The sequence below is a fragment of the Spirosoma migulaei genome, from assembly GCF_054776855.1.
The window spans coordinates 127703-152816 of record NZ_BAAHBG010000022.1; the positions used below are offsets into that span (position 1 = coordinate 127703).

Annotated in this window: 24 protein-coding genes; 14 read left to right on the forward strand and 10 right to left on the reverse strand. The window is 47.1% G+C overall.

Features of this window, described 5'->3' with window-relative positions; all coding sequences use genetic code 11:
- Positions 1 to 5: 5 nt before the first annotated feature.
- Together ACYVGO_RS21790 and mazG are read right to left on the reverse strand one after the other, a co-directional pair.
- Positions 6 to 743 carry a metallophosphoesterase family protein gene (locus ACYVGO_RS21790; RefSeq protein ID WP_460971079.1) on the reverse strand — a complete coding sequence of 246 codons (738 nt, stop codon included), beginning with the start codon at positions 741 to 743 and terminating at the stop codon, positions 6 to 8.
- Positions 744 to 791: 48 nt separating this feature from the next.
- Positions 792 to 1631, reverse strand: a complete 840-nt coding sequence (mazG, locus tag ACYVGO_RS21795; protein WP_460971080.1) for a nucleoside triphosphate pyrophosphohydrolase — start codon at positions 1629 to 1631, stop codon at positions 792 to 794.
- A 159-nt stretch (positions 1632 to 1790) separates the two neighbouring features.
- Here mazG and ACYVGO_RS21800 point away from each other — a divergent pair, with 159 nt between their 5' ends.
- The 6 genes from ACYVGO_RS21800 (at position 1791) to xrtN (ending at position 7770) form a co-directional block, all read left to right on the forward strand.
- On the forward strand, positions 1791 to 2510 hold the full coding sequence (locus ACYVGO_RS21800) for a DUF1361 domain-containing protein (protein ID WP_460971082.1): 720 nt from the start codon (positions 1791 to 1793) through the stop codon (positions 2508 to 2510).
- 15 nt (positions 2511 to 2525) lie between these two features.
- Complete coding sequence (locus tag ACYVGO_RS21805; RefSeq protein WP_460971083.1) at positions 2526 to 2894, forward strand: diacylglycerol kinase family protein; 369 nt, start codon at positions 2526 to 2528, stop codon at positions 2892 to 2894.
- 40 nt (positions 2895 to 2934) lie between these two features.
- On the forward strand, positions 2935 to 3570 hold the full coding sequence (locus ACYVGO_RS21810) for a hypothetical protein (RefSeq protein ID WP_142771984.1): 636 nt from the start codon (positions 2935 to 2937) through the stop codon (positions 3568 to 3570).
- Positions 3567 to 3866 (forward strand): winged helix-turn-helix domain-containing protein, encoded by a 300-nt coding sequence (locus tag ACYVGO_RS21815; protein WP_460971084.1) that lies wholly within the window; start codon positions 3567 to 3569, stop codon positions 3864 to 3866. Before ACYVGO_RS21810 ends, ACYVGO_RS21815 begins: the two co-directional genes overlap by 4 nt.
- Positions 3867 to 3986: 120 nt before the next feature.
- Entirely contained in the window at positions 3987 to 6650 is a 2664-nt protein-coding gene (locus ACYVGO_RS21820; RefSeq protein ID WP_460971085.1) for an XrtN system VIT domain-containing protein, read from the forward strand.
- Positions 6637 to 7770, forward strand: a complete 1134-nt coding sequence (gene xrtN, locus ACYVGO_RS21825; RefSeq protein WP_460971086.1) for an exosortase N — start codon at positions 6637 to 6639, stop codon at positions 7768 to 7770. The genes ACYVGO_RS21820 and xrtN overlap by 14 nt, the downstream gene beginning before the upstream one ends.
- Positions 7771 to 7857: 87 nt before the next feature.
- On the opposite strand, the gene nhaD is transcribed toward xrtN, so the two are convergent.
- On the reverse strand, positions 7858 to 9144 hold the full coding sequence (gene nhaD / locus ACYVGO_RS21830) for a sodium:proton antiporter NhaD (protein ID WP_460971087.1): 1287 nt from the start codon (positions 9142 to 9144) through the stop codon (positions 7858 to 7860).
- A gap of 81 nt (positions 9145 to 9225) precedes the next feature.
- Between nhaD and ACYVGO_RS21835 the strand changes: the two genes are divergently transcribed.
- A complete protein-coding gene (locus ACYVGO_RS21835; protein ID WP_460971088.1) occupies positions 9226 to 9537 on the forward strand; it encodes a hypothetical protein in 312 nt (103 codons plus the stop codon).
- A 44-nt stretch (positions 9538 to 9581) separates the two neighbouring features.
- On the opposite strand, the gene ACYVGO_RS21840 is transcribed toward ACYVGO_RS21835, so the two are convergent.
- From ACYVGO_RS21840 to ACYVGO_RS21850, 3 genes are all read right to left on the reverse strand, one after another.
- Complete coding sequence (locus ACYVGO_RS21840; protein ID WP_460971089.1) at positions 9582 to 10763, reverse strand: cation:proton antiporter; 1182 nt, start codon at positions 10761 to 10763, stop codon at positions 9582 to 9584.
- A gap of 108 nt (positions 10764 to 10871) precedes the next feature.
- Positions 10872 to 11744, reverse strand: coding sequence for a PE-PGRS family protein (locus ACYVGO_RS21845; RefSeq protein WP_460971090.1), 873 nt, complete (start codon positions 11742 to 11744; stop codon positions 10872 to 10874).
- Positions 11745 to 11839: 95 nt separating this feature from the next.
- A complete protein-coding gene (locus ACYVGO_RS21850) occupies positions 11840 to 13771 on the reverse strand; it encodes a sensor histidine kinase (protein ID WP_460971092.1) in 1932 nt (643 codons plus the stop codon).
- 269 nt (positions 13772 to 14040) lie between these two features.
- Between ACYVGO_RS21850 and ACYVGO_RS21855 the strand changes: the two genes are divergently transcribed.
- Complete coding sequence (locus ACYVGO_RS21855; protein WP_460971093.1) at positions 14041 to 14682, forward strand: 3-keto-disaccharide hydrolase; 642 nt, start codon at positions 14041 to 14043, stop codon at positions 14680 to 14682.
- A gap of 106 nt (positions 14683 to 14788) precedes the next feature.
- Here the strand turns inward: ACYVGO_RS21855 and ACYVGO_RS21860 are convergent, their stop codons facing one another.
- On the reverse strand, positions 14789 to 15736 hold the full coding sequence (locus ACYVGO_RS21860; RefSeq protein WP_460971094.1) for a gluconolaconase: 948 nt from the start codon (positions 15734 to 15736) through the stop codon (positions 14789 to 14791).
- A 187-nt stretch (positions 15737 to 15923) separates the two neighbouring features.
- Between ACYVGO_RS21860 and ACYVGO_RS21865 the strand changes: the two genes are divergently transcribed.
- The 6 genes from ACYVGO_RS21865 (at position 15924) to ACYVGO_RS21890 (ending at position 22034) form a co-directional block, all read left to right on the forward strand.
- The gene (locus ACYVGO_RS21865; protein ID WP_142771973.1) at positions 15924 to 16271 is read left to right on the forward strand and encodes a hypothetical protein; all 348 of its coding nucleotides are present in this window, start codon (positions 15924 to 15926) and stop codon (positions 16269 to 16271) included.
- Positions 16272 to 16402: 131 nt separating this feature from the next.
- Positions 16403 to 17446, forward strand: a complete 1044-nt coding sequence (queA, locus tag ACYVGO_RS21870; RefSeq protein ID WP_142771972.1) for a tRNA preQ1(34) S-adenosylmethionine ribosyltransferase-isomerase QueA — start codon at positions 16403 to 16405, stop codon at positions 17444 to 17446.
- Positions 17447 to 17517: 71 nt separating this feature from the next.
- Positions 17518 to 18198, forward strand: coding sequence for a 2-C-methyl-D-erythritol 4-phosphate cytidylyltransferase (locus tag ACYVGO_RS21875; RefSeq protein ID WP_460971095.1), 681 nt, complete (start codon positions 17518 to 17520; stop codon positions 18196 to 18198).
- A gap of 137 nt (positions 18199 to 18335) precedes the next feature.
- Positions 18336 to 19340, forward strand: a complete 1005-nt coding sequence (meaB, locus tag ACYVGO_RS21880) for a methylmalonyl Co-A mutase-associated GTPase MeaB (RefSeq protein WP_460971097.1) — start codon at positions 18336 to 18338, stop codon at positions 19338 to 19340.
- A gap of 27 nt (positions 19341 to 19367) precedes the next feature.
- Complete coding sequence (locus ACYVGO_RS21885) at positions 19368 to 20444, forward strand: plastocyanin/azurin family copper-binding protein (protein ID WP_460971098.1); 1077 nt, start codon at positions 19368 to 19370, stop codon at positions 20442 to 20444.
- A 108-nt stretch (positions 20445 to 20552) separates the two neighbouring features.
- Complete coding sequence (locus tag ACYVGO_RS21890; RefSeq protein ID WP_460971099.1) at positions 20553 to 22034, forward strand: PQQ-dependent sugar dehydrogenase; 1482 nt, start codon at positions 20553 to 20555, stop codon at positions 22032 to 22034.
- A 74-nt stretch (positions 22035 to 22108) separates the two neighbouring features.
- Here the strand turns inward: ACYVGO_RS21890 and ACYVGO_RS21895 are convergent, their stop codons facing one another.
- The 3 genes from ACYVGO_RS21895 to ACYVGO_RS21905 form a co-directional block, all read right to left on the reverse strand.
- On the reverse strand, positions 22109 to 22486 hold the full coding sequence (locus ACYVGO_RS21895; RefSeq protein WP_142771967.1) for a hypothetical protein: 378 nt from the start codon (positions 22484 to 22486) through the stop codon (positions 22109 to 22111).
- A 33-nt stretch (positions 22487 to 22519) separates the two neighbouring features.
- The gene (locus ACYVGO_RS21900; protein WP_142771966.1) at positions 22520 to 23044 is read right to left on the reverse strand and encodes a hypothetical protein; all 525 of its coding nucleotides are present in this window, start codon (positions 23042 to 23044) and stop codon (positions 22520 to 22522) included.
- A 510-nt stretch (positions 23045 to 23554) separates the two neighbouring features.
- Positions 23555 to 25102: a SusD/RagB family nutrient-binding outer membrane lipoprotein gene (locus ACYVGO_RS21905; RefSeq protein WP_460971100.1), complete on the reverse strand. Its 1548-nt coding sequence runs from the start codon at positions 25100 to 25102 to the stop codon at positions 23555 to 23557.
- Between the last annotated feature and the right edge of the window lie 12 nt (positions 25103 to 25114).

Consider the following 25114-nt stretch of genomic DNA (forward strand, 5'->3'; position numbering starts at 1 on the left):
CTATATCATATAGCCAAATAGTGCACTGCGCTGGTCGTGCCGTGTGTACTGAGGTTAACTTCGCGGATACCAACGCGGTAATTGTCGATGGCAAATCCGGGCGTATCCTGCTTCATCTGATAGAACGTTGAGGGCGAAAGTAATACCAGCAGATTACCACGCTGCACAACTTTTTCGACGTGATAATGCCCGCAAACTACCGTAACGTGGCAGGGTAATTCGCGCACTAATTCAATGAATTCATCACTTTGCCGGAACGGGTACTTCGTATCCATAAATTCAACATCGGCAGGCAAGGGCGGATGATGCATCATAATCAGCACATTAGTGTCGCGCAGGGCCACTAAATAATCCCGCAGCCAGGCCCACTGCGCTGTAGAAAATTCACCTTTCGACGAATCTAAGAATAAAACCGGACGACCCTCCAGCGGCAACGCATAGTATAATTCATTGTCATTCAAATCATGCGCTTTATGAAACACATCGGCTATGATAGCCGGGTCATCATGATTTCCGGCAATAACATAGTAGGGTATGGGGAGTTCATCGACCTGTTTTCTAATCCACTCATAGATTGACCGATCAACTTTCGTATTGGACAGATCTCCGCCTAGTACTAAGCAATTCGGTTTCAATTCTGTCAGAAAATCCAGTGCGTTCAAAAAATTCTGCCGAACATCAACGCCCTGTGGATTTTCGCCCTCGGCACCGAGGTGCATGTCAGTAATAAAGGCTATACGCATAGTTTAGGTCTGCTTTAGAAAGTAGAATGTATGGGGCAGCAAAATACATTATATATCTTTCTTGGCTTCATTCCAGTAAACGTCCATTTCGGCTAGTGTCATCTCGTTCAGTGTTTTGCCATTGGCGCGGGCTTGCTCTTCGAGGTACTGGAAGCGTTTGATAAACTTTTTGTTGGTACGTTCAAGAGCGGTTTCGGGGTTAATATCAATGAAACGGGCATAATTGACCAGAGAGAAAAGTAGATCGCCAAACTCTCCTTCAGCCCGTTCGTGATTGATGGTTTCATTCGCTTCGGCATTGAATTCGGCTTTGAACTCCTGCATCTCCTCCTCTACTTTCTCCCAAACCTGTTGCTTTTCGTCCCAATCGAAACCGGCTCCCCGCGCCTTTTCCTGAATGCGCATAGCCTTTACCAAAGCAGGCAATGACCCCGGCACGCCACCCAACACTGACTTGTTACCTTCTTTAAGTTTAAGCTGTTCCCAATTGGCTTTTACCTGTTCCTCGGTATCGGCCACTACATCTCCATAAATGTGCGGATGGCGGCTAATGAGTTTATCACAAACCCCATTCAGGACGTCGGCCATATCGAAGCGGTCAGTCGCACTGCGGTCCGACGATTCGGTACCCGTCTCAGACGCAATCTTCGCGTAGAAAACCAGATGCAATTGAATGTCGCCCAGCTCTTTCCGAATTTCGGGAAGGTCTTTTTCCAGAATAGCGTCGGAGAGTTCGTAGGTTTCTTCAATGGTGAGGTGGCGCAGGCTGTCCATGGTTTGTTTCCGATCCCAGGGACACTGCGCACGCAGTTCATCCATGATGGTCAGCAGCCGGTCAAATGCCATCAGTTGTTCCTGACGGCGGGGAGCTAATTGATTAAAATTCATTCAGAAGGCTATAAATCACTATCGTTGCTTCGGGTAAAACTAGTAAAAAAGGCGGAAAGCAAATTGAGGCCATTTTGAACCGATAGAAATATTTTTGCCAGTTTCCTTGACTGGCATTCTTTTTAAGAGTTTACTTTGCAAAACAAAGTACTTTTATAAATGCAAACTCAATACGCTTCTACCTATAGTGCTGGGTTACCCCTAACCCGAGATGCGAAACCGGGGAAAGGCCTCCGGGCACTCACCCTGCTAACCGTAGCCGGGTTAAGTCTGGTAACAGTCCGCGGGCTACTCACAGGCAACTGGTGGTTTTTCGAGATGCTTGCCTGGAATCTGTTTCTAGCCTGGTTTCCACTCGGTGTTGTTCTTGTTCTTCGAGATTTACGAGCATCACAGTTTCGAAGTAGCTGGTTATTGATCGGCGGCCTGCTAACGTGGCTAGTCTTTTTCCCGAATGCCCCTTACATCATTACCGACTTGTCGCATATTAAACATATCGACATGCCGCTCATCTGGTTTGATACAATGACGCTGTTCATGTTTGCGCTAACGGGCTTGCTGGTAGGCTTATACTCCATTCTGATTGTCCATCGTATGCTTAAACCAGTACTGGAAAAATGGCAACTCTGGGGGCTGCTGGTAGTTAGTCAGTTTCTTTCGGGGTTTGGCATTTACCTCGGGCGTATTGGCCGGTGGAACAGTTGGGACATACTAACGAACCCTTCCTCGCTGATGGTAGCCATTGCCCATACTTACCATGACCATTTGAGTATAAAACTAACACTTGCCTACGGTTTTGTCTTGATTGTTTTATACGTAGCCTTCTACTGGTACGCCGAGCATGAAGACGATCCTACAAGCAAAGTGCGCTTATTTTAATGCTATGTTTGCCGAATGATTGATTTCCGCAAAGTCGTCCGTAGTTTTCGGTTTGCCGGACAGGGTATTCTGGATTTGTTTCGTTTCGAGAACAATGCTAAAGTACACCTGCTGATTGCCGGGCTTGTTGTGGCAACTGGTTTATATTTGCAACTGAGTCGAACAGAATGGGCCATTATCCTGACACAAATCGGACTGGTTTGGGCGGCAGAAGCGTTCAATACGGCTATTGAAAAACTATGCGACTTTGTCTCGCCGGGTCGGCATCCGCAAATAAAAGCCATCAAAGATTTGTCGTCAGGTGCCGTACTAATTCTGGCCATTACAGCGGTAATCGTTGGCCTGATCATCCTCGGAGGGCACTTGGTAACCCTATTGTCCTAATTGATTAACTCATTCTCTCAATTTCTATTCACCTTTACCCATGCACGAATCGCGCGAACACCTACAAACGCTGACGGAAATCCGTAGCCTAATGGAGCGTTCTTCCAAATTCTTGTCACTGAGTGGTTTATCGGGCGTATCGGCGGGTGTAATCGCCCTTGCTGGGGCCGTTGTTGTTTCGATGCGTTTGCAAAGGGGCTTTTTCACCAGCTTTCGCATTAATTCACAGGAAGGAAACCACCATGATGTCAGGCAGTTTCTTGTACTAGTGGCCATTAGTGTATTGGTATCGGCTCTGTTGGCAGGAACGTACTTCACCGTTCGTAAAGCCCGGCGTCAGGGATTGAGTGTTTGGAACCAATCCTCTCAACGATTACTTTGGGCTATAGTGGTTCCTTTGGCAACGGGAGGAGTGTTTTGCCTGGCGTTGCTGTACTATGACCTGATTTGGCTAGCATTTCCGGCAACGCTTATTTTTTACGGGTTAGCCCTGTTAAATGGCAGTAAATATACCCTTCGTGATGTGGAGTCGCTGGCTTATTGCGAAATCGTGCTAGGCCTACTATCGCTGTTCTGGCCGGGTTATAACTTATTAACGTGGGCGCTTGGGTTTGGGGTGCTGCACATTGTGTATGGCCTTGCCATGTACTACAAATATGAACGCACTACTGCATGAAGAACGACCTGCTGGCTCAGTTTAATAAAGCCTTTGAAAGCAAAGCGCGGCTAAGCATTATGTCTGTTCTGATGGTCAATGACTCTATGAGTTTCAACGCGCTAAAAGAACTGCTTGGTCTCACCGATGGCAACCTGGCCACGCACCTTCGTGCGCTGGAGGAGTCAGGCTATGTGTCTGTGCAAAAGCAGTTTATCGGGCGAAAGCCGAATACCACCTACTCGGCAACCCAGGAAGGGCAACAGGCATTTTCGGAACACCTGAATGCGCTGGAGGCCTTTATTAAGAATCTGTAATAACTGCACTGCTGGCAAATTAACTTCACAGCAAACCTGGTTCGACAGTGTTCAAACCGGTTTTGAGCAATCGTATTAGCTATTTTTTTATCATTTCACTTTGTCAAACAAAGTACTTTCATGAAAACAGAAATCAACGAAAACCAATTGCGTTCTGATCTTGAACTGCCACTCGATGAGGCAGATAACACCGAGTATACGCTGCCAGATTCTGTTCGATCCCGCTTTTTGTGGCCATTTCGTGACTCAACATTCGGTTTGGGATTATTACTGCTCTCAATATCGGCTGGCGTGTTTTTGCTGTATGATTTCTTCGACTCGCCCAAGGTAAGCGCCACCAATACTATACTATTCATGCTCCATTACGGCCTGGCATTAACCATTTCGCTGGTGTTATACATGAATGGGTTTCTTAAATTTCGTGAGCAACACTATCCGGATGGCCGTTCTGCCCGATGGATGGGAATGCTACTCTGGCTAATCAGCGCCTATGGATTGAATCGGGAAATACCCGTTTTTCAGCAATCGACCGAGTGGCTATGCTGGGCGCTGGTATTGGTTAGTGCTGCAATGGTTCTTTACACCTGGAAAGAAGAGTTATCTGTCAGAATGCAGCAGCTACTCTATGCGGTATTAGCGTTTGGGTGGTGGCTATTTGCCTATATGGCAATTTATGTGATTCCGTTATACCTCATTAGCGTACCTATGCTAATTGGTCTGGGGTTGTCTATCCATTCGTTTGTACCACTTTTATTTGCTGTTGTCCTGGGCAAACGCCTATGGCAGGATGCAAAACGAGAAGAACATGTACGGCTCGGCGTAGGGATCGGGTTATCTGTACCACTCCTGATACTTGGTCTTTTTCTGAGTGGCTGGATACGTGACCTCAACCATATGGAGGAAACCCATATGGAATCTACCATCCGTAAAACGAGCGACCTGCCCGATTGGGTTCTGATTGCCCAACGGATTCAATCCGACGGGCTGGTATCGCAATGGATAACGAATCGACTGTTGTTGAGTAATCGGGTTTACGATCAAGGGCAATTTTTCAATGGACGTGGGTGGGGATTAACCGGACTAACTGCATTTGATGACGTTCGCCAGCACGACCCACTGGTAGTCATTGCCTCGCAGTTGTTTCCGACTGATGTTTTGAGTAATGACGATCAGCTTGCCCTTTTAAAAGTGCTTTCGTCGAATAGACACGGTGCCGAAGAGAAATTATGGACGGGTCGGCACCTGACTACACAGGATATTGTATCGCAGGTGCGCATCTGGCCCCAGTTCCGGGTAAGCTACACCGAGCAAACGTTGCGGATTCGAAATCAGGCACGCAACGCCACCGAAGAAGCCCTAATGACGTTTCACTTGCCCGCGGGTTCGGTTGTTTCCTCAATGTCGTTATGGGTCAATGGCCGGGAAGAACCCGCTCGTCTGACAACCGTTGCGAAAGCCGATTCTGCGTATCGGACCATTGTTGGCGTAGAATCCCGGGTGGTTGCCCGAGATCCGTCGGTTGTGTACTGGCAGGAAGGAAATCGGGTAACGGTACGTGTGTTTCCCTGCCGTGCAGGCGAAGATCGGCGCGTGAAACTGGGGATTACCTCTCCCCTACTATTGACGGGTAAGCAATTGATTTATCAGACTCCCACTATCGAAGGCCCCGATGCTTCGTCGGCGAATGAACTTGTACATGTGGAGTTTGCATCATCCCCGACGGACCTAAAAACACCCTGGTTTTTCGATAAACTACAGGGCCGCATTCTCACGCATAAGGGTAGTTATGAACCCAACTGGTCGTTACGTTTCCAGACGCCCGCTTTATCGTCCGACGCCTTTCTATTGAACGAGAAAGCGTATCAGGTAGAGCCACTAAAACCAGCTAGTGAGTCATTTACACCTACGGATGTGTATCTCGACGTGAATCAATCATGGACGAAAAACGAGTTTATAACAGCTTTTCAGGCGGCTAAAAAACAACTTCACTGCCGGATTTGGGTATTCGATGACGGGCTAGAGCAACTAACGGAAGGGGATCTTGATGCGGCTTTTGAACGGCTCAGTCAGCAAGCATTTAGTCTGTTCCCAATTTATCGGATTGCGAATCCAGAATCAGCCCTACTCATTACGAAAGGCACGGCAATGTCGCCTACGTTGAGTGACTTAAGAGGAAGCCGCTTTGCCGATAATCTCGGGCTTTTGTCGAAACAGCAGACACCCATCCGCACCTTTTGTTTCGTTTCGGATGATACGAAGCTGGTGTTATCGCCTTATCTGAAAACGCTGGCCGAACTCTCGGTGCTAAACATGGCAACTGGCAATACAGACGATCTCCGGACGTATAGCCAAACACATCAGTTTCCAGGTCGCTCTGATGAACCCGATCGTATTGCCTTACCCGAAGCGGGTATTGTCATTCGCGAAACGCCAGGTCAACCCACTCAGGCATCGGTAGCACCCGACCACATAGCCCGCCTGTTTACCTATAACCATCTATTGTATCAGATTGGACGGCAGTATTTTGTCAAAAACTACCAGACAGAAGCCCTTATTCAGGAAGCCCAACAGGCGCACATCGTCTCTCCCTTATCAAGCCTGGTTGTTTTGGAAACCGAAGCCGACTACGACCGATTTGGGATCAAGAAAGATCATTCGGGGCTTGACAACGCAACCCTTAAGCAGGAAGGAGCCGTACCGGAACCTCCTGAATGGGCTTTATTAATTATGCTGGCGGGTCTGATTGGCTGGGGCGTCTGGAAGAAAAACTATGCTATCCATTGATCTGACAACCCTGCTCTCTATTCTGCTCCTGGTTTACGCCTGGTGGCCGGGCAACGCAGGACGAAACCGCTGGACAGGGCGGCTGGTTGCTTTATGCCTGTTCTCACCAGGCCTTCGCTACTTTTCGGCTTTGTTTACGTTTCCAATTCGACTGCAACTTAGCGCCTGGGCAGCCTCTCTACTTAGGCTGGCGGGCCTGAACGTACAGGTGGAGGGTAATGTACTTATCAAAGCTGGGCCGGATACGGGGCCTCTTGAAATGGCTGTTGATCCAGCCTGTATGGGTCTACAGCTAACGGGTGTATCCTTATTGCTTGGTTTGTTTGCCCTGATTTGGCAGGAGCGCATTCAGCAGAAAAAGGTGGTAGTAAGCTGGGTAGTAGCCTATGAATCTGTCGTTTTCAGCCTGACTATCTTATGTAATTTGTTTCGGATCGTATTGCTGGTTGCGTTTGGCGCAATGCCTGGTTCATGGGCGCACGAGGGTATTGGATTAGCCTGCGTTGCCGTATACGCCTGGTTGCCTAGCTGGGGATTAGCGCGCTTGCTGGTACAGAAAACTGGTCTGATGGAAGTAGAGACGTCAGCGATAAAATCACCATTGGTTATGGTGAAGTCGGCAGGTTGGGGATTCGGCGTATTGGTGGTTGGTATCAGTATTAGGGCGTTTGCGTCTTTGCCGAACCAATCAGCAATTGATTCAGAAGTTACCAGGCAGTTAACAGATTCCATTCTGCGGAACTATGGGCCAGGTTGCCAGCGTAAAACCCTTGCCAATGGGTTTATTCAGTTTGCGAAACCGGGCACATTACTCTATCTGAAACCTCAGCCGGACTGGTTCAGTGCCGATCATAGCCCTATGGCTTGTTGGCTCGGTAGTGGCTATGCATTAGGGCGCGTTCGGGAAACAGTACTTGATGGGCATCCGGCCTATGTTGGGGAGTTACGTAAACAAAGGCATGTGCTGCATACCGCCTGGTGGTTCAGTAACGGCGCGATTACAACCGTCAGTCAGCTTGTCATGCGAGGCCAAATGCTCCGTGGCTCAACTGGATTCATGTTAGTAAATGTAACCGTTGACAAGCCGTTCATACTTGAACCCTCGTCCCCAAAGCACTGAGTTTTGGGGACTTTTTCTACTAGAAACCAACCGGTTAAGGCACTAAAAAGCAACTATATTTCATCCCCTTATAGCCTCATCTTCAGGCTAATTTATCAACGCAAATTCGGCTAGATAGACCAAGGCACCAGCCACGTAACCAATTAATGCCAACCAGCTAATTTTACGCAAATACCAGCCGAAAGCCAGCTTTTCCATCCCCATCACGGCTACTCCTGCTGCCGATCCAATAATCAGTATGCTTCCGCCAGTACCCGCACAATAGGCAAGAAATGCCCAAAGTTTGTCATCGACCGGATAGGTTTGCAAGTCATACATACCCATCGTAGCAGCCAGAATCGGAACATTGTCGACGACGGCCGAAACGATCCCAATTAAAAATACAATTACATCTAAATTACCTATTCCCTGATTTAATGCTTCAGACAGGCTATGGAGAATACCAGTGGCTTCTAATGCCCCTACTGCCAGCAGAATACCTAAAAAAAACAAAATACTGGGTGCATCAATCCGGCTGAGGGCATAGGCTGCCGTGAATTTCTGCCGCTCAGCTTCATCTTTATCGCTGTGGATCAATTCAGATACAACCCATATCACACCTAGCACCAGCATCATACCCATGTAGGGAGGCAGGTGCGTAACCGTCTTGAAGATGGGAACAAACAACATCCCTCCCAGCCCAACGGCCAGCATGGTTCGACGGTCGCGCCGGGCGGTAGGTGTAACATAAGGGCGGCTGATACCCTGTGATGCTGTTTTAACCTGGACATTGGGCTGAGCGCGAGTGAGTATAACCAAAGGCAGCAACATAGAGACCAAACTGGGCAAAATTAACCACTGAATAATGTGCAGGGTAGTAATCTGTCCGCCAATCCAGAGCATCGTTGTTGTTACGTCACCAATGGGCGACCAGGCTCCTCCAGCGTTGGAAGCAATAATGATCATACCCGCTATAATCTGCCGTTGCTCCGTATTACGTACCAGTTTACGGGTAACTGATATCATCACAATGGCGGTAGTGAGGTTGTCCAAGAGCGCCGACAAAAAAAACGCCAGCAGGCTGATGATCCAGAGCAGGGTCCGGATATTTCGACTGGCAATCCGATCGGTAATAAGGGTAAACCCATCGTGGGCATCAATCAATTCTACTACAGTCATGGCCCCCAGCAGAAAAAACAGGATTTCGGCGGTATTGGCAAGATGCTCACCGAGGTGATGCCCAACCGATTCGGGATGGCCATCCATTAATGCATATACCGTCCAGCAAACGACCCCGGTAATGAGAGCTGTCGCGGTTTTATTGATAGTAATCGAGTGTTCCAGGGTAATGAGGACATACCCAACAATAAAGAGACTAATCAGTAATAAAGTCATAAGAGGAAGCTGTCAACCCAGGACTTAGTGAATACTTTTGCGTTTGTCCTTGTTTGCCACCTGTAAAAGTAAAGTGCAGCTATGTTTGTTGTTCATCTGCCTTCTCTACGCCCTGATGGAATGGCTTTGTTCCCGTTCATTTTAGTCCGGCAAGCCAATCCTGGACCTATCCTGCTTAACCATGAACGAATTCATTTGCGGCAACAGGCGGAACTGGGCATTTTGCCTTTCTATATTTGGTATGGCATTGAATATTGCATCCGCCGGTTTCACTACCGGGATCACTATAAAGCCTACCGAAATATTAGTTTCGAGCGAGAGGCATTTACCAATGAGCAGGATCTGACTTATCTTGCCAATCGGCCATTTTGGAAATTCTGGCAGTACCTTTAAGTGAAGAGTGAAGAATGAAAAGTGAAGAATAATTGCTTTACTTTTCATTCTTCACTCTTCACTGATTTATTCCCCAGCAAGCCTATCATGGCTACCACCGAGGATACTACCACAACCAGCATGGGGATTCCTTCCCGAAAGCCCACCAAACGCAGGTCTTCTGGAATATTCAGGTAAAGCAGGATTGTGATCAGACCGCGTGGCGCAATCCAGAGTAAGGGGGTTAAAGGCCCGATATAGGTTAACCGTAGTGTCACCCAGCGCCAGGAAACAATGGCCGCTACAAATAATACACTGACAATAAGCGCATCCATATCAATTAGGCTCTGAGGGACAGCAGCATAGCCTAAGATCAAATAAAAGAACGTGCGAACCACAAAGGCCCCTTCTGCCGTCAGATTTTTCAGTTGATCAAGCTCTTTCTCAAACAAATCATTTTTCAGGATCTGACTTAATCGCCCGCGAATAAACAGATCTGTATTATTCAGGAAAAGGCCAAAGATCAGAATCAACAGTAACGATGACATATGATTGATTTCTGCAAGCGCATACACCAGAAACAGCACTGAAATGATAGGCAGGAACTTGATACGGTGATTGATTCGACCAATCAGGTATAGTAGCAAGAAACAGCAGCCTAACGAAATGATAGCCATTGCCAGTGTATCGCGAGCGAACGACCAGACAGCTCTCAACACTGAATCTCGACTCAGTACCAGGAAGTTATAGGCCATAATTCCCAGGATACTGGCATAAGCCGATTCGTAGATGGCAAATTCCCGCTGTCCTCCTAATAGGTTCGTTGCGGTCTGGGCGGTTACGGTACTACTGACTATCGAGAATGGCAGGGCCGCAATCAGACAATGGTAAAACGAATCGTTCAGAAGCAGATACAGCATGCCAGCCATGATGAGTGTACCGCCAATAATGGCCAGCAGAGAAGCCAGGAGCGTTCGCCGGATAATGTTAAGCCGATCGGCGTGGAGTTCCAGATCAAGGCCTCCTTCCAGCACAATCAAAATTAGCCCCAGCGTACCCAGTGTAGGCAGAATGGTATTGACGTAAGGTACCTGAACGTTGAAGTACTCGGTTGCCTGCCTTGTCAGCATGCCCAGCAACAGGAGTAACAAAACGGAAGGCGTTTTGAACCGACTGCTGAACAAATCAAAAGCGTATGAAATCAGAACCGATAAACTCAGGACTATAATCAGTATCGATGAATCCATCCAGCAATATAGTCAATGAGGTGATTAGTGGAATAAGTGAAGTGGGGTCATGTGCCTTTTATAGTTAATCTACTCACTGCACGTACGTTCATGTACTCCGCTAATAAACTATTTCCTGGCGTAGTAATATAGGTTTATCGATGCTGCATTGGCGCGTTCGCTGATGGTAAAAAATCCTTTGTTGTCTTTATCAAAACAAACGGCTTCGCCCTGCGGCTCTGCGCGGACAACCAACTGACGGCTGGTACCATACTGTAGTGCATCGGCAATCGACTGGCCAGAATCCCGCTTCCAGTAATAGAGTTGGGTGTAGGTGCGCACCAGAATTTCGGCTCCGTCAGGAGAGATAGAAGCACCCGTTACAAACGTTATTGGTAGTTCGCCATATGCCTTGGCTACCGTCACCTCATTTACATTTTGTGGATAAGGCAGGCTATATAAATGGACTTTTTCTTCCCGTTTCGATATAATGTAAATGTCTTTAGTCGTTGGATCGACAAACATCGCTTCGGCATCACGAGGGCCATCGGGATAGCGGAAGTTGATACGGTCAACCTGTTGTGATACGGCCGTCTGTACGGAAGTGGGCTCAGGCAACCGGTAAATTTGACAAAGAGTATTCTGGGCATTGTTATCCCCAATATCACCAATATAGAGGTAATTCGTACCATCCTTCGGACCAGGCCCAATAGTCATTTCTTCCCAGTCGCGGTTCGTACTATTCGGAATACTGATTTTTCCTTTTACTTTCCCATCATAACCCAACAAAGCCAATTCGGCCGGGCTACCGCTATCCTGCTCGATCCAAAGGTTACCGGACTGGCTACGACTGTCGACCATACCCGACGCTTCATCAATCTGGCCGGGCGTTACCGACACGGACATTGGATCCGACGAAAATTGAGCTTCGTACACGCTGGGAACAGCGAGTTTGCATGAGGCTAGTGCCAATCCAAAAACCAATAAAATGAAATTGCGCATGAATAGTCCGGTTGATTCAACTGCCAAAGTAACGAACAGATAGGCAAAAGTGATAAACATGGGCTAAGAAAGCTAGTTACGCATACCGAATTTAATCAGGCCTGCGAGGATACTGGCAAGAGTATAGAGAAGGTAGCTCCCTGGCCCGGTCGGCCTTCGGCATGTACATATCCCTGGTGGTTTTCAACAACTTTCTGAACAATAGCCAGGCCAATTCCGGTGCCCTGGTATTCGCTTCGAGTGTGTAGACGCTGAAACACCTGAAAAATTCGCTCGGCCTGATTTGGGTCGAAACCAATTCCATTATCGGTTACGGTGATCAGATGGAATAGCCGGTCAGCATCGATAGCCGGAATAGCCATTTTGCTCATTATTCGTCCATGCACGCGCCGGTTTGTAATTGTGATCGTTGGGACAGAAGATGTTGTGCTTATCTTCGAAAATTTCAGTGCATTACTGAGGAGATTCTGAAAGAGCTGTCGCAGTTGAGCAGCATCTCCCTGCACGATTGGCAGCTTATCAACCGTAATTAGGGCTTGTTTGTCGAAAATAGGTGTTTCAAGGTCGGTTAACACATCGTTGACAATTTGACCAAGATTCACGGAACTTAGCGTTTCCTGTATAGTAGCAACACGAGAATAAGCCAGCACATCCTTTATTAACACCTGCATGCGGGCTGCTGCCGACTGCATCCGACGAATCATGTCAGCACCACTATCATCAATGACAGAAGCGTATTGCGATTGAATAATATCGCCAAAGGCCTGAATTTTTCGCAACGGCTCCTGTAGATCATGGCTGGCCACGTAGGCAAACTGCTCCAGGTTTTTGTTCGAACGCTGTAAATCTGTAACCGTATTTTCTAATTGTTGCTGAAGCCGTTTCAGGGGTGTATAATCGGCAAAGGTTACCAGAACATCATTACCCATTTTGGTGGCCATAATGTCGAGCCAAACATCAATGCCATCTCCGTTATAGTGAAAATCAAACCGTACTTGCTCACCCGTTTCATAGGTTTGACGATATCGATCAAACAAACCGTTTGTTTTGAATTCAGGAAACCAGGTACTCCCTAATGCACCAATTACAGCCTTGGGTTGCTGGCCTACGTAAGCAGCCAGTTGCCGATTAGCTACCCGAAACCGGAAATCTATCAGTTCACCATCGTCATTATAAACCGGGCTGAACAGAAAAATACCCGTTTGCGATGTATCAATAATCGTTTGCAACTCAGTAGCCGCCCGCTCTACAACCTTAGCCGCCAGCTTTTGTACAGTTATGTCGGTGAATGTAACGACAAAACCATCCCCAAGCTTTTCCGCTGAAATATCAAGCCAGAAATCCAGCCCATCGTGGCTATAATAGGTTTCAGTACGTGTTGGCTCACCGGTTTCGGCCGTTTCAATGTACTTCGCAAACAGTCCGGATTCGATATTACCCGGGAAAATCAATAAGAGCCGCTGCCCAATGATCTCATCGACCGGTTTAGCCACCATACGGCAAGCAGCCTTGTTGGCTGACAGAAAGGTAAAATCAATGATTTCCTCGGCATCATCCCGTACCGATGCAAACGACATAATTCCGTTGAGAGAGCTATCCAGTACGCTATTAAGCAAGTTCGTTTGCCGTCGATGCGCCTGTTCGGCAATTTTCAGCGACGAAATTTCCCGAGTAACGCAAAGGACACCATCACCCAGTTTAGAGCGGCTCATCAGAAACCAGCCGTTCAGTTGTGGGTTAAAAAAGTCAAACTCATGTGGCTGCCCTGTTTCCAGCACCCGACACATGACCTGAAAACTCTTCTCCGTAAAGGCTTTAATATGGTCATTATCGCCCAGCACCAACGTACCCACACAGACCTGATACATACTTTGTGTCAGGTCCTGTGCTTTCTGATTGGCGTAGTCTATTTGGAAATTTACAACTTCATTGGCTTCATTACGCAACGCCCGCATCCAGACTACCGAATCGGGCAGGGCATCAAGAAGCTCAACAAATCCGACATCGGTGGACTGTTCAGTTAGCATTTTAACGTACAAGGGTGGTGGTAATACTGGAGGCAATTTACAACAATCAACTTATATTATTTATCACTAACTCAGCTATTTGCCCTTGGTTAAGCAGGCAATTTGTTAACCAATTGATAAACTCCGTTACTAGCAGCTAGCTATTCTGAAATCAGGCCAGGTATAAAGATTTCACCCCAAAAGCTATATATACAAGCCATGTTCGTTAGTTTCTACCGTCTGTTTGCTTTAGTGATTGGGCCACCCTAAACACAACTCGCCCCATTCGTATGAAAACTCGTCTGACATTGTTAGCAGCCACACTGCTGCTCGGTTTTTGCTTTAGTTTCACCCTTCGCCCATCTGCCGACGGCTGGGTCAGTATTTTCGACGGCAAAACATTTACTGGCTGGAAAGTTAATGAAGATAGCCCAAGCACGTTTACCATTCAGGATGGCGCTATCGTTGTAGCCGGGCCACGTGCCCACTTGTTTTACGAAGGCCCCGTAGGCAATCATAATTTCAAGAATTTTGAGTTTAAAGCGCAGGTAAAGACCATGCCCGGCTCCAATTCAGGCATGTTTATTCACACAGCCTACCAGAACACTGGCTGGCCTTCCAAAGGATACGAAATTCAGGTAAATCAAACGCATACTGACTGGCGTAAAACCGGTAGCGTTTATGGAGTGCAGGATGTAAAGGAGGTATTTGTAAAGGACGAAGAATGGTATACTGAACACATCATTGTACAGGGCAAAAAAGTGATGATCAAAATCAATGATAAGCTCATCAACGATTACACTGAACCTGATAGCATTAGTAACGGCAAATCACCAAAAAAACTAAGCATGGGCACCGTTGCCTTACAAGGCCACGATCCAAAAAGCAAAATTTATTACAAAGACATTATGATCAAGGTGTTGCCGGATTGATGAAAAGGAGGAGAGGGAGTAAAGGGAGGAGGGGGAAGAAAGGGATTGGAAGCTATGCTGCTTTTCCCTTTCTTCCCCCTCCTCCCTTTACTCCCTCTCCTCCTTTCTATTTAAACTGCTGAATACTATAACCACTTGCCTGAAGTTGGGAGGTATCTTTAGCGGTTGCGGCTGCGCTGACCTCACCAATGCGGGCGTTTAATGTATAAACCTTGTCGTTTACCAATACATTCGTAGTAGCATCTTCATACCCAACCGTATCGACTTTAACTAGCGAAGCCGTTTTCCATCCATCTGAACTTCGAATCTGCGATACCTGGTTTCGTCCATTCACAACGTATAAATCGTTGTTGTAAACTAACATACCATCTCCGCCGGGCAGATTCACTCCCGTTATTTCTGTAATCGTGTTTGTATTAGTGAGGTCTATTTTAAACAGCTTTCCTTCGTTCGACTTTACAACAATCAGGTAATTATCGGGGTGATACACGATTCCATTCAGGTTAATCCCTTCTACACCTGCGAACAGTGGAGAGTTGATAATCGTGACCGATTGCGCTGTATCCGCAGGAATTTTATAAACTACAGGTGCATATGAGTCTGTCACATACGCACTGCCTGCTGCATCAAAAGCAATGTCATTAGCAAAGTGATTTTCATTGGGCAGCAGAGCAGCCAGATTGACTCGACGTACATTCTGTTTCGTACTCAGGTCATAGATAAATAATCCGGCTGTTTTCAGGGCTGTGTGTTCCGTACTCTTATCCGAAACACCCTGGTCCCCATTACAAACGTATAACAGCGAGCCACGTACCTTCATCCCAATACTACTGATAAGTTGTTTGTCATCAGTAATCAAATCGGCATACCGGCCCATTTGATCCACAGTTCCTATTTTCCCCTGGGTTATTGAACTGATCAGAAACAGATCGAGCGTAGGCGAATAGGCAATTCCCTCCGGATATTGGCGGTTAGCCGAAAACTCAATCCGTTGGGGCAGGACAGGAATCGTAAATTCAGGATCGGTGGTGTTACAGGCAGAAACAAGTAGCATCAGTATGAGGAGTTTATGGATAGATTGATGGCAAGTAATCATAGCTGGTTATGTATCCCGTATGAAGAAATAAATCCCTAATACCCTTTTTCTGGCAAATGTTTCGCCAACATAGGCAATGGCCTTTATAGGACCGAAAACTATCCACTCTCTTTTGAGTTTTACTAATGTACTAAACGCTACCGTTATGAACCACATGACCACCCTGACCGAAGTGATGGAAGATCTCCGCACAAAAGGCTATACACACGAATTCGGTCCTAAAAAAGACTATTTGGAAGAGAAGAGCACAGAAACGAAACTGAAGAGCGAAGAATTTAATGTCGATAAGTTTTACCGGTTCGAAGGCACTTCAGATCCTGGTGATGAAATGACATTATATGCGATCACAGCATCTAATGGAATGAAAGGTGTTTTTGTATCTGCCCAGGGCACGTATGCAAATGAAGTCTCCCCTGAATTGATGGCGAAATTTAACACGACCGATCGGGCGCATGTGAATACGGAAGGGTCTGTTCAGCCAATTGGCCACTAAAATGACTATTCGATAGTCATTTCTCTGATATTTGCAAGAAAATCTCCCGGAAAATTTGACTTTTTCCGGGTTTTTTACTATCTTTGCGCCCTTTACAAAAAACGCACCGTTCTTTTTCGTGCTGATATCCTATGAAGTTATCCGAGTTTAAATTTGATTTACCCGAAAGTCTAATTGCGAAATACCCAGTTGAGCGGGGCGAATCACGGCTAATGGTCGTTGACCGGAAAGCCAAGACTATTGAACACAAGCAATTTTCGGATATGCTGAGTTACTTCAGTGATGGCGATGTGATGGTGATCAATAACACCAAAGTTTTTCCAGCACGGCTGTACGGCAATAAGGAAAAAACAGGTGCCAAAATTGAAGTTTTCCTCCTGCGCGAACTCAATCGCGAAATGAAACTCTGGGACGTTCTAGTCGACCCAGCCCGTAAGATTCGTGTTGGCAATAAACTATATTTCGGTGATAGTGACCTGGTTGCGGAAGTAATTGATAATACGACGTCGCGTGGTCGGACTATCCGCTTTTTGTTTGATGGCAATCATGAGGAATTCATGAAAGCAGTAGACGAACTGGGTGAAACACCAATTCCCCGCGCCATGAACCGGGAAGCCGAAGACGCCGACCGTGATGACTATCAAACGGTTTTTGCCCAACATGTTGGGGCAGTAGCCGCTCCTACCGCCGGATTGCACTTTACCCGTGCCATGATGAAACGGATGGAAATTAAAGGTATCCACTTCGCCCCTATTACGCTGCACGTTGGTTTGGGCACCTTCCGTCAGGTGGATGTTGAAGATCTGACCAAACACAAAACTGATTCTGAAAACTATAAAATTTCCGAAGAGTCATCTAAAATCGTTAACACGGCTTTGGATGCTGGCAAGCGTGTGTGCGCAATCGGAACTACATCACTCAAAGCGATTGAGTCGTCGGTCTCTGCAAACAGCCGTTTGAAGCCCGTTGAAGGCTGGACAGATCGGTTTATTTTCCCCCCTTACGACTTCAAAATTGCGAACTCATTGCTGACAAGCCTGCACTTGCCGGAGTCTATCCTGATCATGATGACCAGCGCCTTTGGGGGGCATGAACTCATCAAGGAAGCCTATCAGGTTGCCATTAAAGAAAAATATCGCTTCTTCAGCTACGGCGATGCGATGTTGATTATTTAACCGAACAACCAGAGCGGTCAAAGTCAGTATGATTACTATTTTTGAGGGGCCATTGAGCCCCTCATTTCGTTATGACCCACCAACCAGTGAACAACCCGTTTTTTGCTATTATTGTAGCCGGGGGAAGTGGTAGCCGGATGAAATCCGACATTCCAAAACAGTTTCTGTTACTAAAAGGCAAGCCGATTCTCCAGCATACGATTGAGCGTTTTCTGACTGTAGTACCTGCTTCCCAGCTTATTCTGGTTCTTCCTTCAGGCGACTGGTCTATCTGGAACACCCTTTGCGAAGACCATAATTTTCACCCACCCATCCAGACCGTCAATGGGGGAGCCACTCGCTTCCAATCGGTTCGCAATGGGCTACAGGCGATTGGAGCGAGTGATGGCTTAGTAGCAGTCCATGATGGTGTCCGGCCTTTTATTTCGCCAGAAATCATCCTGACTAGTTTCGAAACGGCTGCCCGTACCGGATCAGCAGTAACCTGCGTACCGGTGAAAGATTCAATACGCGTCGTTGGGACCGATGGAGTTAGTCAGGCTGTTGATCGGAGTCAGTATCGTCTGGTTCAAACCCCCCAAACGTTTCAACTAACTGCATTCCGGCATGCCTTTAAAACCGAGGAGCAGGCATTCTTCACCGATTGCGCCAGCGTTATGGAATATGCTGGTTTTCCGATAACACTCATTGAGGGATCATACGAAAATATAAAAATTACAACGCCTGAGGATCTTCGACCGGGATTTTTATGATTGAACTGATTCCACTGATTTTGCCGGGCCTTAAATGATCTGAGTCTTGCCATTAATACTTAATTCATAAGATTTATAATCATAGTTAATGAACAAAATCATAAAAATCAGTCTAATCATATAAATCCCGGTTCTGAATGCGCCACCGACACCCTGCTCATCACTACGTTAGCGGCATTCTCGCTGGCGACCGACTGTTACTCAGTCAGGCCATTACGCTTGTAGAGAGTCGTCGGGCAGATGATCAGGAGTTAGCACAGCAAGTCCTGGAGGCTATTTTACCCAAAGCAGGCAATTCGATCCGGATAGGTATTACCGGTGTTCCGGGCGTGGGGAAAAGTACATTTATTGAAGCGTTTGGCACTTACCTTACTGGTTTGGGGCATCGATTAGCAGTGCTTACCATTGATCCAACCAGCCAGCGTTCGGGTGGTAGTTTACTAGGCGATAAAACCCGGATGGAAACGCTCTCAATGAATCCAAGCGCCTATATCCGCCCCTCACCAGCAGGCGACTCGCTGGGCGGAGTCACTCACCGAACTCGCGAGACCATGTTGCTCTGCGAAGCTGCCGGATTCGATACGATTCTGGTGGAGACTGTAGGCGTAGGCCAATCAGAGACCGTTGTCCATGGCATGGTTGACTTTTTCCTGCTATTGATGCTGGCAGGAGCAGGCGATGAATTGCAGGGCATGAAACGGGGCATTATGGAGCTAGCCGATGCACTGGTAATAACGAAAGCTGATGGTGATAATCGGTCAGCCGCCAACCGCACTCGCGTTGAATACCAAAATGCACTACACTTATTTCCACCCACAGGAACAGGCTGGTTTCCGCCGGTACTAACCTGTTCGGCCCTACCCGAGCATAACACTCAACCATTCGGTATATCCGACGTTTGGCAGACGATTGAGGAACACCATCAACTGACAACCCAAAACGGTGCCGGAAATCGCCGACGGCAGAAGCAGCAATTGGCCTGGTTCCGATCCCTGTTACGGCAGCGACTCGAAGGGAAATTTTACAGTCAGCCGGGTATTCGTGAGCAGATCAACAGGCTTGAAAACCAGGTCCTATCGGGTACACTCCTCCCTTCACCCGCCGTAGACATGTTGCTCAACCCATCCACCAATAATCATTAGAGTTAATCGATTTTTGCTTTTAACCCTATGCCAAACTTGTTACTCATCGTGGGTATTCTGTTATCTGCTCAGATAGCACATGCTCAACGAGATACGCTCATTACCCTTTCCACATCGATCGGCCTGCAATTCGATCAGAAACGACTGGTTATCAGGCCAAATACGCGTCTGAAACTTGTCTTCAAAAATAAGGATGATATGGCCCATAACCTCGTTATTACCCGGCCAAACTCACGCTTGCGCGTAGTTGAATTCGCTTTAGCGCTGGGAAACAAGGGGCCCGCTCAGCATCATGTACCGATCATGGAAGATGTACTGGCGCATACCATAAGCGTTGAACCCGGCAATGTCGATTCATTAGTGGTTAGCTTACCCGAAGGGGCCTATCCCTTTGTATGTACATATCCCGGCCATGGTTCAATCATGTACGGGGTAATCTATGCCACCAACGAGCCCAAACGACTCCCTCCACCGGATCAGGATTTGAATATCCCGAATCCTGACCGTATGGCCGATTTTGGTCATCAGCACCATCAGCCTGCCATGTCGGGCCATCCATACACGCTGAAGCTCCCTGCCGTTTACCGAACCTTTATGCCTGATTGTGGCCCAGCAGCCATAGCTGTAGGCTTACCCGGACCTGAAGGCGGTCAATCGTACGTATTTGATGCGGGTCATTGCCGATTGCGTTACGCCTGGTCGGGAGGGTTCGTTGATAATACCGAACAGTGGGATGGCAAAGGGCAGCGCTTGACCAAGATCGTTGGGGAAATTTATTTTCGGGACACGGGTGGCTTTCCCTGGAAAATAGGATCTGGCCTCCAGGAACAACCCCAGTTCAAAGGCTATCAGTTGGTAAATCGATACCCTGAATTTCGTTATAGCATCAATGGGGTGGAAATCCGCGAGTTGGTTAAACCGTTACCCACTGGGCGCGGCCTTATACGAACGTTTTCGGTCGGCCCCAGTAAACAACCCGTTACGTTTGTTACAACGATCCAACCTGGTATAAAGCTACGGCCATCCGTTGGACAATTAAAGAATGGAGAGATCCGCCTACCTGCCGGAACCCGTCAGTTCACTTTATCAGTGTCAACAGATTGAATGGATAATGCATAATATACAATGAATAATGAATAATTACCCCGAAAAAACCTTTGTCTATCAATCACTTTCATTGACCATTATCCATGTTACATTGTTAACTAACTCATGCTTATCTCCCTCCTACTTTCCTCCCTGCTGCTCACGGCCTCCCCGGCAGATACGATTTCCGATTATTATGAGGTGGAAACGATTCCTACCCCACCCGGTTTAGTGGCCGAAACAGGTGGCTTATCATTTCTGCCCGACGGGCGTATGGCAGCCTGTTTCCACCGGGGCGAAGTGATGCTCTATACGCCTAAAACCAAAACCTGGAAACTCTTTGCCGAAGGTCTACATGACCCACTAGGCGTCATAGCGATCAGTAATCGGGAGTTATTGGTTGTTCAGCGACCCGAACTCACGCGCCTGACCGATACGAATGGCGATGGTATAGCGGATAAATATGAGACCGTTACGGATCAGTTTGGCATGTCGGGTAATTACCATGAGTTTGCGTTTGGCCCTGTGCGTGATGCTAAAGGGAATTTGTATATCAGTCTGAATACAGGTTCTAACGGCGCGGGTATCCGCGATGAAGTTCGGGGGAAGTACGATGCGCTGGGGCGACAAGGACGGATGTATTCCTGTGTACCCTACCGGGGCTGGGTTATGAAACTTACCCCCGATGGGAAACTAAAACCATTTGCCAGTGGCTTTCGATCACCTAACGGACTGGGTTTCGATGCGCAGGGTCGTTTATTCGTTACAGACAATCAGGGGGACTGGCTTGGCACCAGTAAACTGTATCATGTGGAAGAAGGGAAATTTTACGGCCATCCAACCAGCCTGGTCTGGCGACCTGGCTTCCCGGACATCGACCCACTGACCTTGTCAGTCCAAACACTCGACAGTATGCGAACGGTTGAGAGTATCGCCTTTCCGCACGAATTAATGGCGCATTCACCTACGCAAATTGTATTGGATAATACAGGCGGCAAATTCGGTCCCTTTGCGAATCAACTGTTTGTGAGCGATATGGATTTTGCCCACTTGTTACGTATTCTGCCCGATGAGGTGAATGGACAGATGCAGGGAGCCTGCATACCCTTTTTCAGTAAGGCAGGTTCAAATGGTGTTCCGATGCGGATTGGCAATAATCGATTGGCCTTCGCACCTGATGGCAGCTTATATCTGGGCCAAACCGATCATGGCTGGCTTGGTGCGCGGGGTATTCAGCGGCTTCGTTATAAATCTGGTTCCGGTGTTCCATTGGACCTAATGGCGATGAAATTAACTCCAACTGGCTTTGCCCTGACCTTTACCCATCCTGTTGACGAAGCTACTGCCCGTGGTCTGGCAAACTATCACTTTCGTAGTTATTATTATGAATACCATCGTGCTTATGGGTCCCCACAGATGGACGTTCAAACAGTTTCTGTTTCGGCCGTAGCGTTTTCTGACGACCGGAAAACGGTATTATTGACGTTAAGCGAGTTAAAGCCTAACCGGATTTATGAACTTACCTTTGGCAATTTACAGGCCAGTAATGGACAAAAAAAGCTCATGAATCGACTGGTATGCTATACCTTAAACCAGTTGGTGAAGTAACAACAGAATCGGATTGGCTAAGCCTTTTAGAGACTTAACCAACCCGATTCTGTTGTTACTTATCGAATTACCTATTATGCGTTACCCAGTGTCCGCTCGGGCTCATTAGCGCGTGTTGCTGGAACAGGTTCATCAGTTGTGCTGGTGGCCCAGTCCGGGTTGCCTTCGTCGGTATTTACAGGAGGTTGCCCCCACGAAGCCCGCTTGGATTCTTCGATATCCGCGTTTGTGGCGCCATTTTCATCGTCGACTTCCGCAATTACAGCATCCGCTTCGGTAACGTCACCAGGAACATCGGTGTCATTACTGTCTGCTACACGGGAAGGCAATTCGTTATCCAGATTTTTGTCGTTTAGTTGTGCCAACGCTGGGGGAATCCCCATGGTGTTGTGCATGGCCTGAGCCGCATATGACTCAGTGCTTTCTTTGCGGGAATTGCTACTTACGCTCATAACGTTACTTTGTTAGGTGTTGAGAAAGAAAAGTTAATATGTAGGTTTATTATTCAGATCGGTGCCTGTCTCAGCTAGGTCAGTATCGTGAGTCTGCCGCGCCTTTTCTTCACTGGCCAACTCCTTCCTGTCCTTTTTACCAGTCTGTTTTTTTGCTTCTTCTTCAGCCTTTGGTACGGGTACCTGATCAGCAGACGCATAATCATCGGGACCATGGGTTGTTACATCTACCATAGCTGTGTTCGTTTTAGCCTCATCGGCTACGGCGCTATTTAATCCCTCTTCCGTTAGTTCAAGTGTACTATTGGCATTATCGCCCATACGTAGTACGCCATTTTTACTGTCCATATCGGTACTGCCAATAGCCCGGTCATTCCGGCCGTCCTGGCCACCACGCACCTGCTGGCTATCCGTACCATTGGCCGAGTTCTCCTGTTGATACCGGTTTCTATTATCCTCATTCGGCCTGTCGATATCCGTATCGTCAGTGCTAAATGGGCCTTCCGTTCGGCCATTTAGCTGGGCATCGTCTCGATCTATATCTTTTTCGTCTTTCATGATGTTGAGTCGGCTAATTTTATAGAATAACTTCGTTTTGGGCAAAAAGTTTGGTGTCACCTCTGCATAAACAACGACTGTACAAGACCACTACACAAGCAATGCAAGTATGTACCCTCGCATTGGATTTACTACCGTGAAATTAATAAACCTACCGAAAAATATACATTAGTCTAGCCATACTATGATTTTAATGAGAATAAGGTTTACTTTCTGATAGAAATCAGTACACAAGTGTATTTGCCCACAGCCTAACACCACAGTATGTATCAGGCCACTCCTATAATCCTGCCTTATATATCCTTGTTAGTCTGCATACGATTTCCTAAAGCAAGAAAATTTTAATAGTTGGATAAAGCGTAATGCAGAAAGCGGCCCGATTCTATCGGCCCGCTTTTTTTATGGATGGATTGACCTATAGTTCAGCTTACGCTACAATTCTCTTCATAAAAAAGGAGGTCATCATATTGATGACCTCCTTTTTTATGAAGAGACAGCTAACAGAATCAGTTAGTCAACGTCCCAGAACAACTTAGTAGCAAATACGTCAATGGTACCTTGTGCAGTCACGTTAGCTGAGTTTGAGCCACCTTCCGTATTTGGGTAGAAAAGACGTGTAGGCCGTTTGGTATCAGGCACCTGAATGCTTTGTGGCGTAACCGGCAGGTTGGTCCGTCGGTATTCAGCCCATGCTTCCAAACCACTGAAGTTCGTCAAGGCAATCCATTTCTGGATGGCAATAGCCGCTAACTTATCCGTTGACGAATCAAAGTCGTAGTTTTCAATTTTACTACCTTTAAATGCAGCGGCACCAGCTGTGTTAGCACCTAATACGCGGAACGACTGAACAATACCTTCTTCAAAATAAGCTTTAGCCGTATTTGGTAAAGTCACGTCGGCGTACCGTTGTTTAGCCTCTGCCAGCAGGAACTGAACTTCAGATGCCGTCATGATAATATACGGACGGTTGTAATCACCTTTCACTAATAAGCTAGGTCCTACAGAGGAGGTATTTGCTGGTAAGTAGCCAGAACTAGCGCCAAATGGTGTGCCCGCATAGTTTGCTGCAATTTCAGCTTTCGTACTAACACCAGGCGTGTTGCTATTTTCACCACCAGTAGCATACGCAATCCGCTTCAGGCGCAGGGTATCACCATTTGCTTTGAGCGTATTTATCAGGAATTGCGTTGGCCGTGGGTAGTTATTCAAAGCCCGTTTAGCACCGGTAGCGTCATAGCCCCAGCGATCGTAAACGGGGTTTAACTGGCCCGCTGCCGGTTGAAAGAAGGATGGACCACCAATACTAGCATCATATCCCGTAACAAACCCTGAACCTTCAGTCACGATTTTGTTGATCTCGGTCTTGATGTACGACTCCAGGCCCGCTACTTTAGACTGACGAATCAGTATGCGCATCTTGAGTGAATTCGCGAATTGAATCCACTTGGTAATATTACCACCAAAGGCAATGTCAGACGTACCAAAACCACCCGCAAATGGATTCGCTTTTAGATCAACAATAGCTTCGTCCAGTGAGGTAATTAACGATGCATAAACGGCTTTCTGATCATCAAATTTTGGGGCTAACACAGCGGCCGCTTTTAGCGCATCCGTATACGGTATGTTCCCATACAGATCAACTAGTTGCTGGAACAGCATTACCTTCATCACCTTAGCTGGCCCCTTCAGAAACTTTTGGTTATTAGCATCGGCGTTGTTAATCACAAATTGATAATCTTCCAGATTATCATAATAGGGATCCCAATAATTGAAATCACCATTCGTGAATTGGTAGGCAAATTGGGTAGTCGTAATAATATACCCATTTCCCTGCGACCACTGACCTGCCCAATAGAAACCGAGTTCGTTCGAACCCTGTCCATTTGTGTTGCCAGCTATGTTCGTCGCTGTTGTATTCAGCGCATTGGTAAATACATAGTTGGGCAACGAGGTGGGCAACTGGTTCGGGTTGGTGTTGATGTCAAGAAACTTTTTGGTATCGCAACTACTACCCGCCAAGGTCACTAAAGCAGCTATAATTAATGTTTTGAATTTCATATCAAGTTCAAT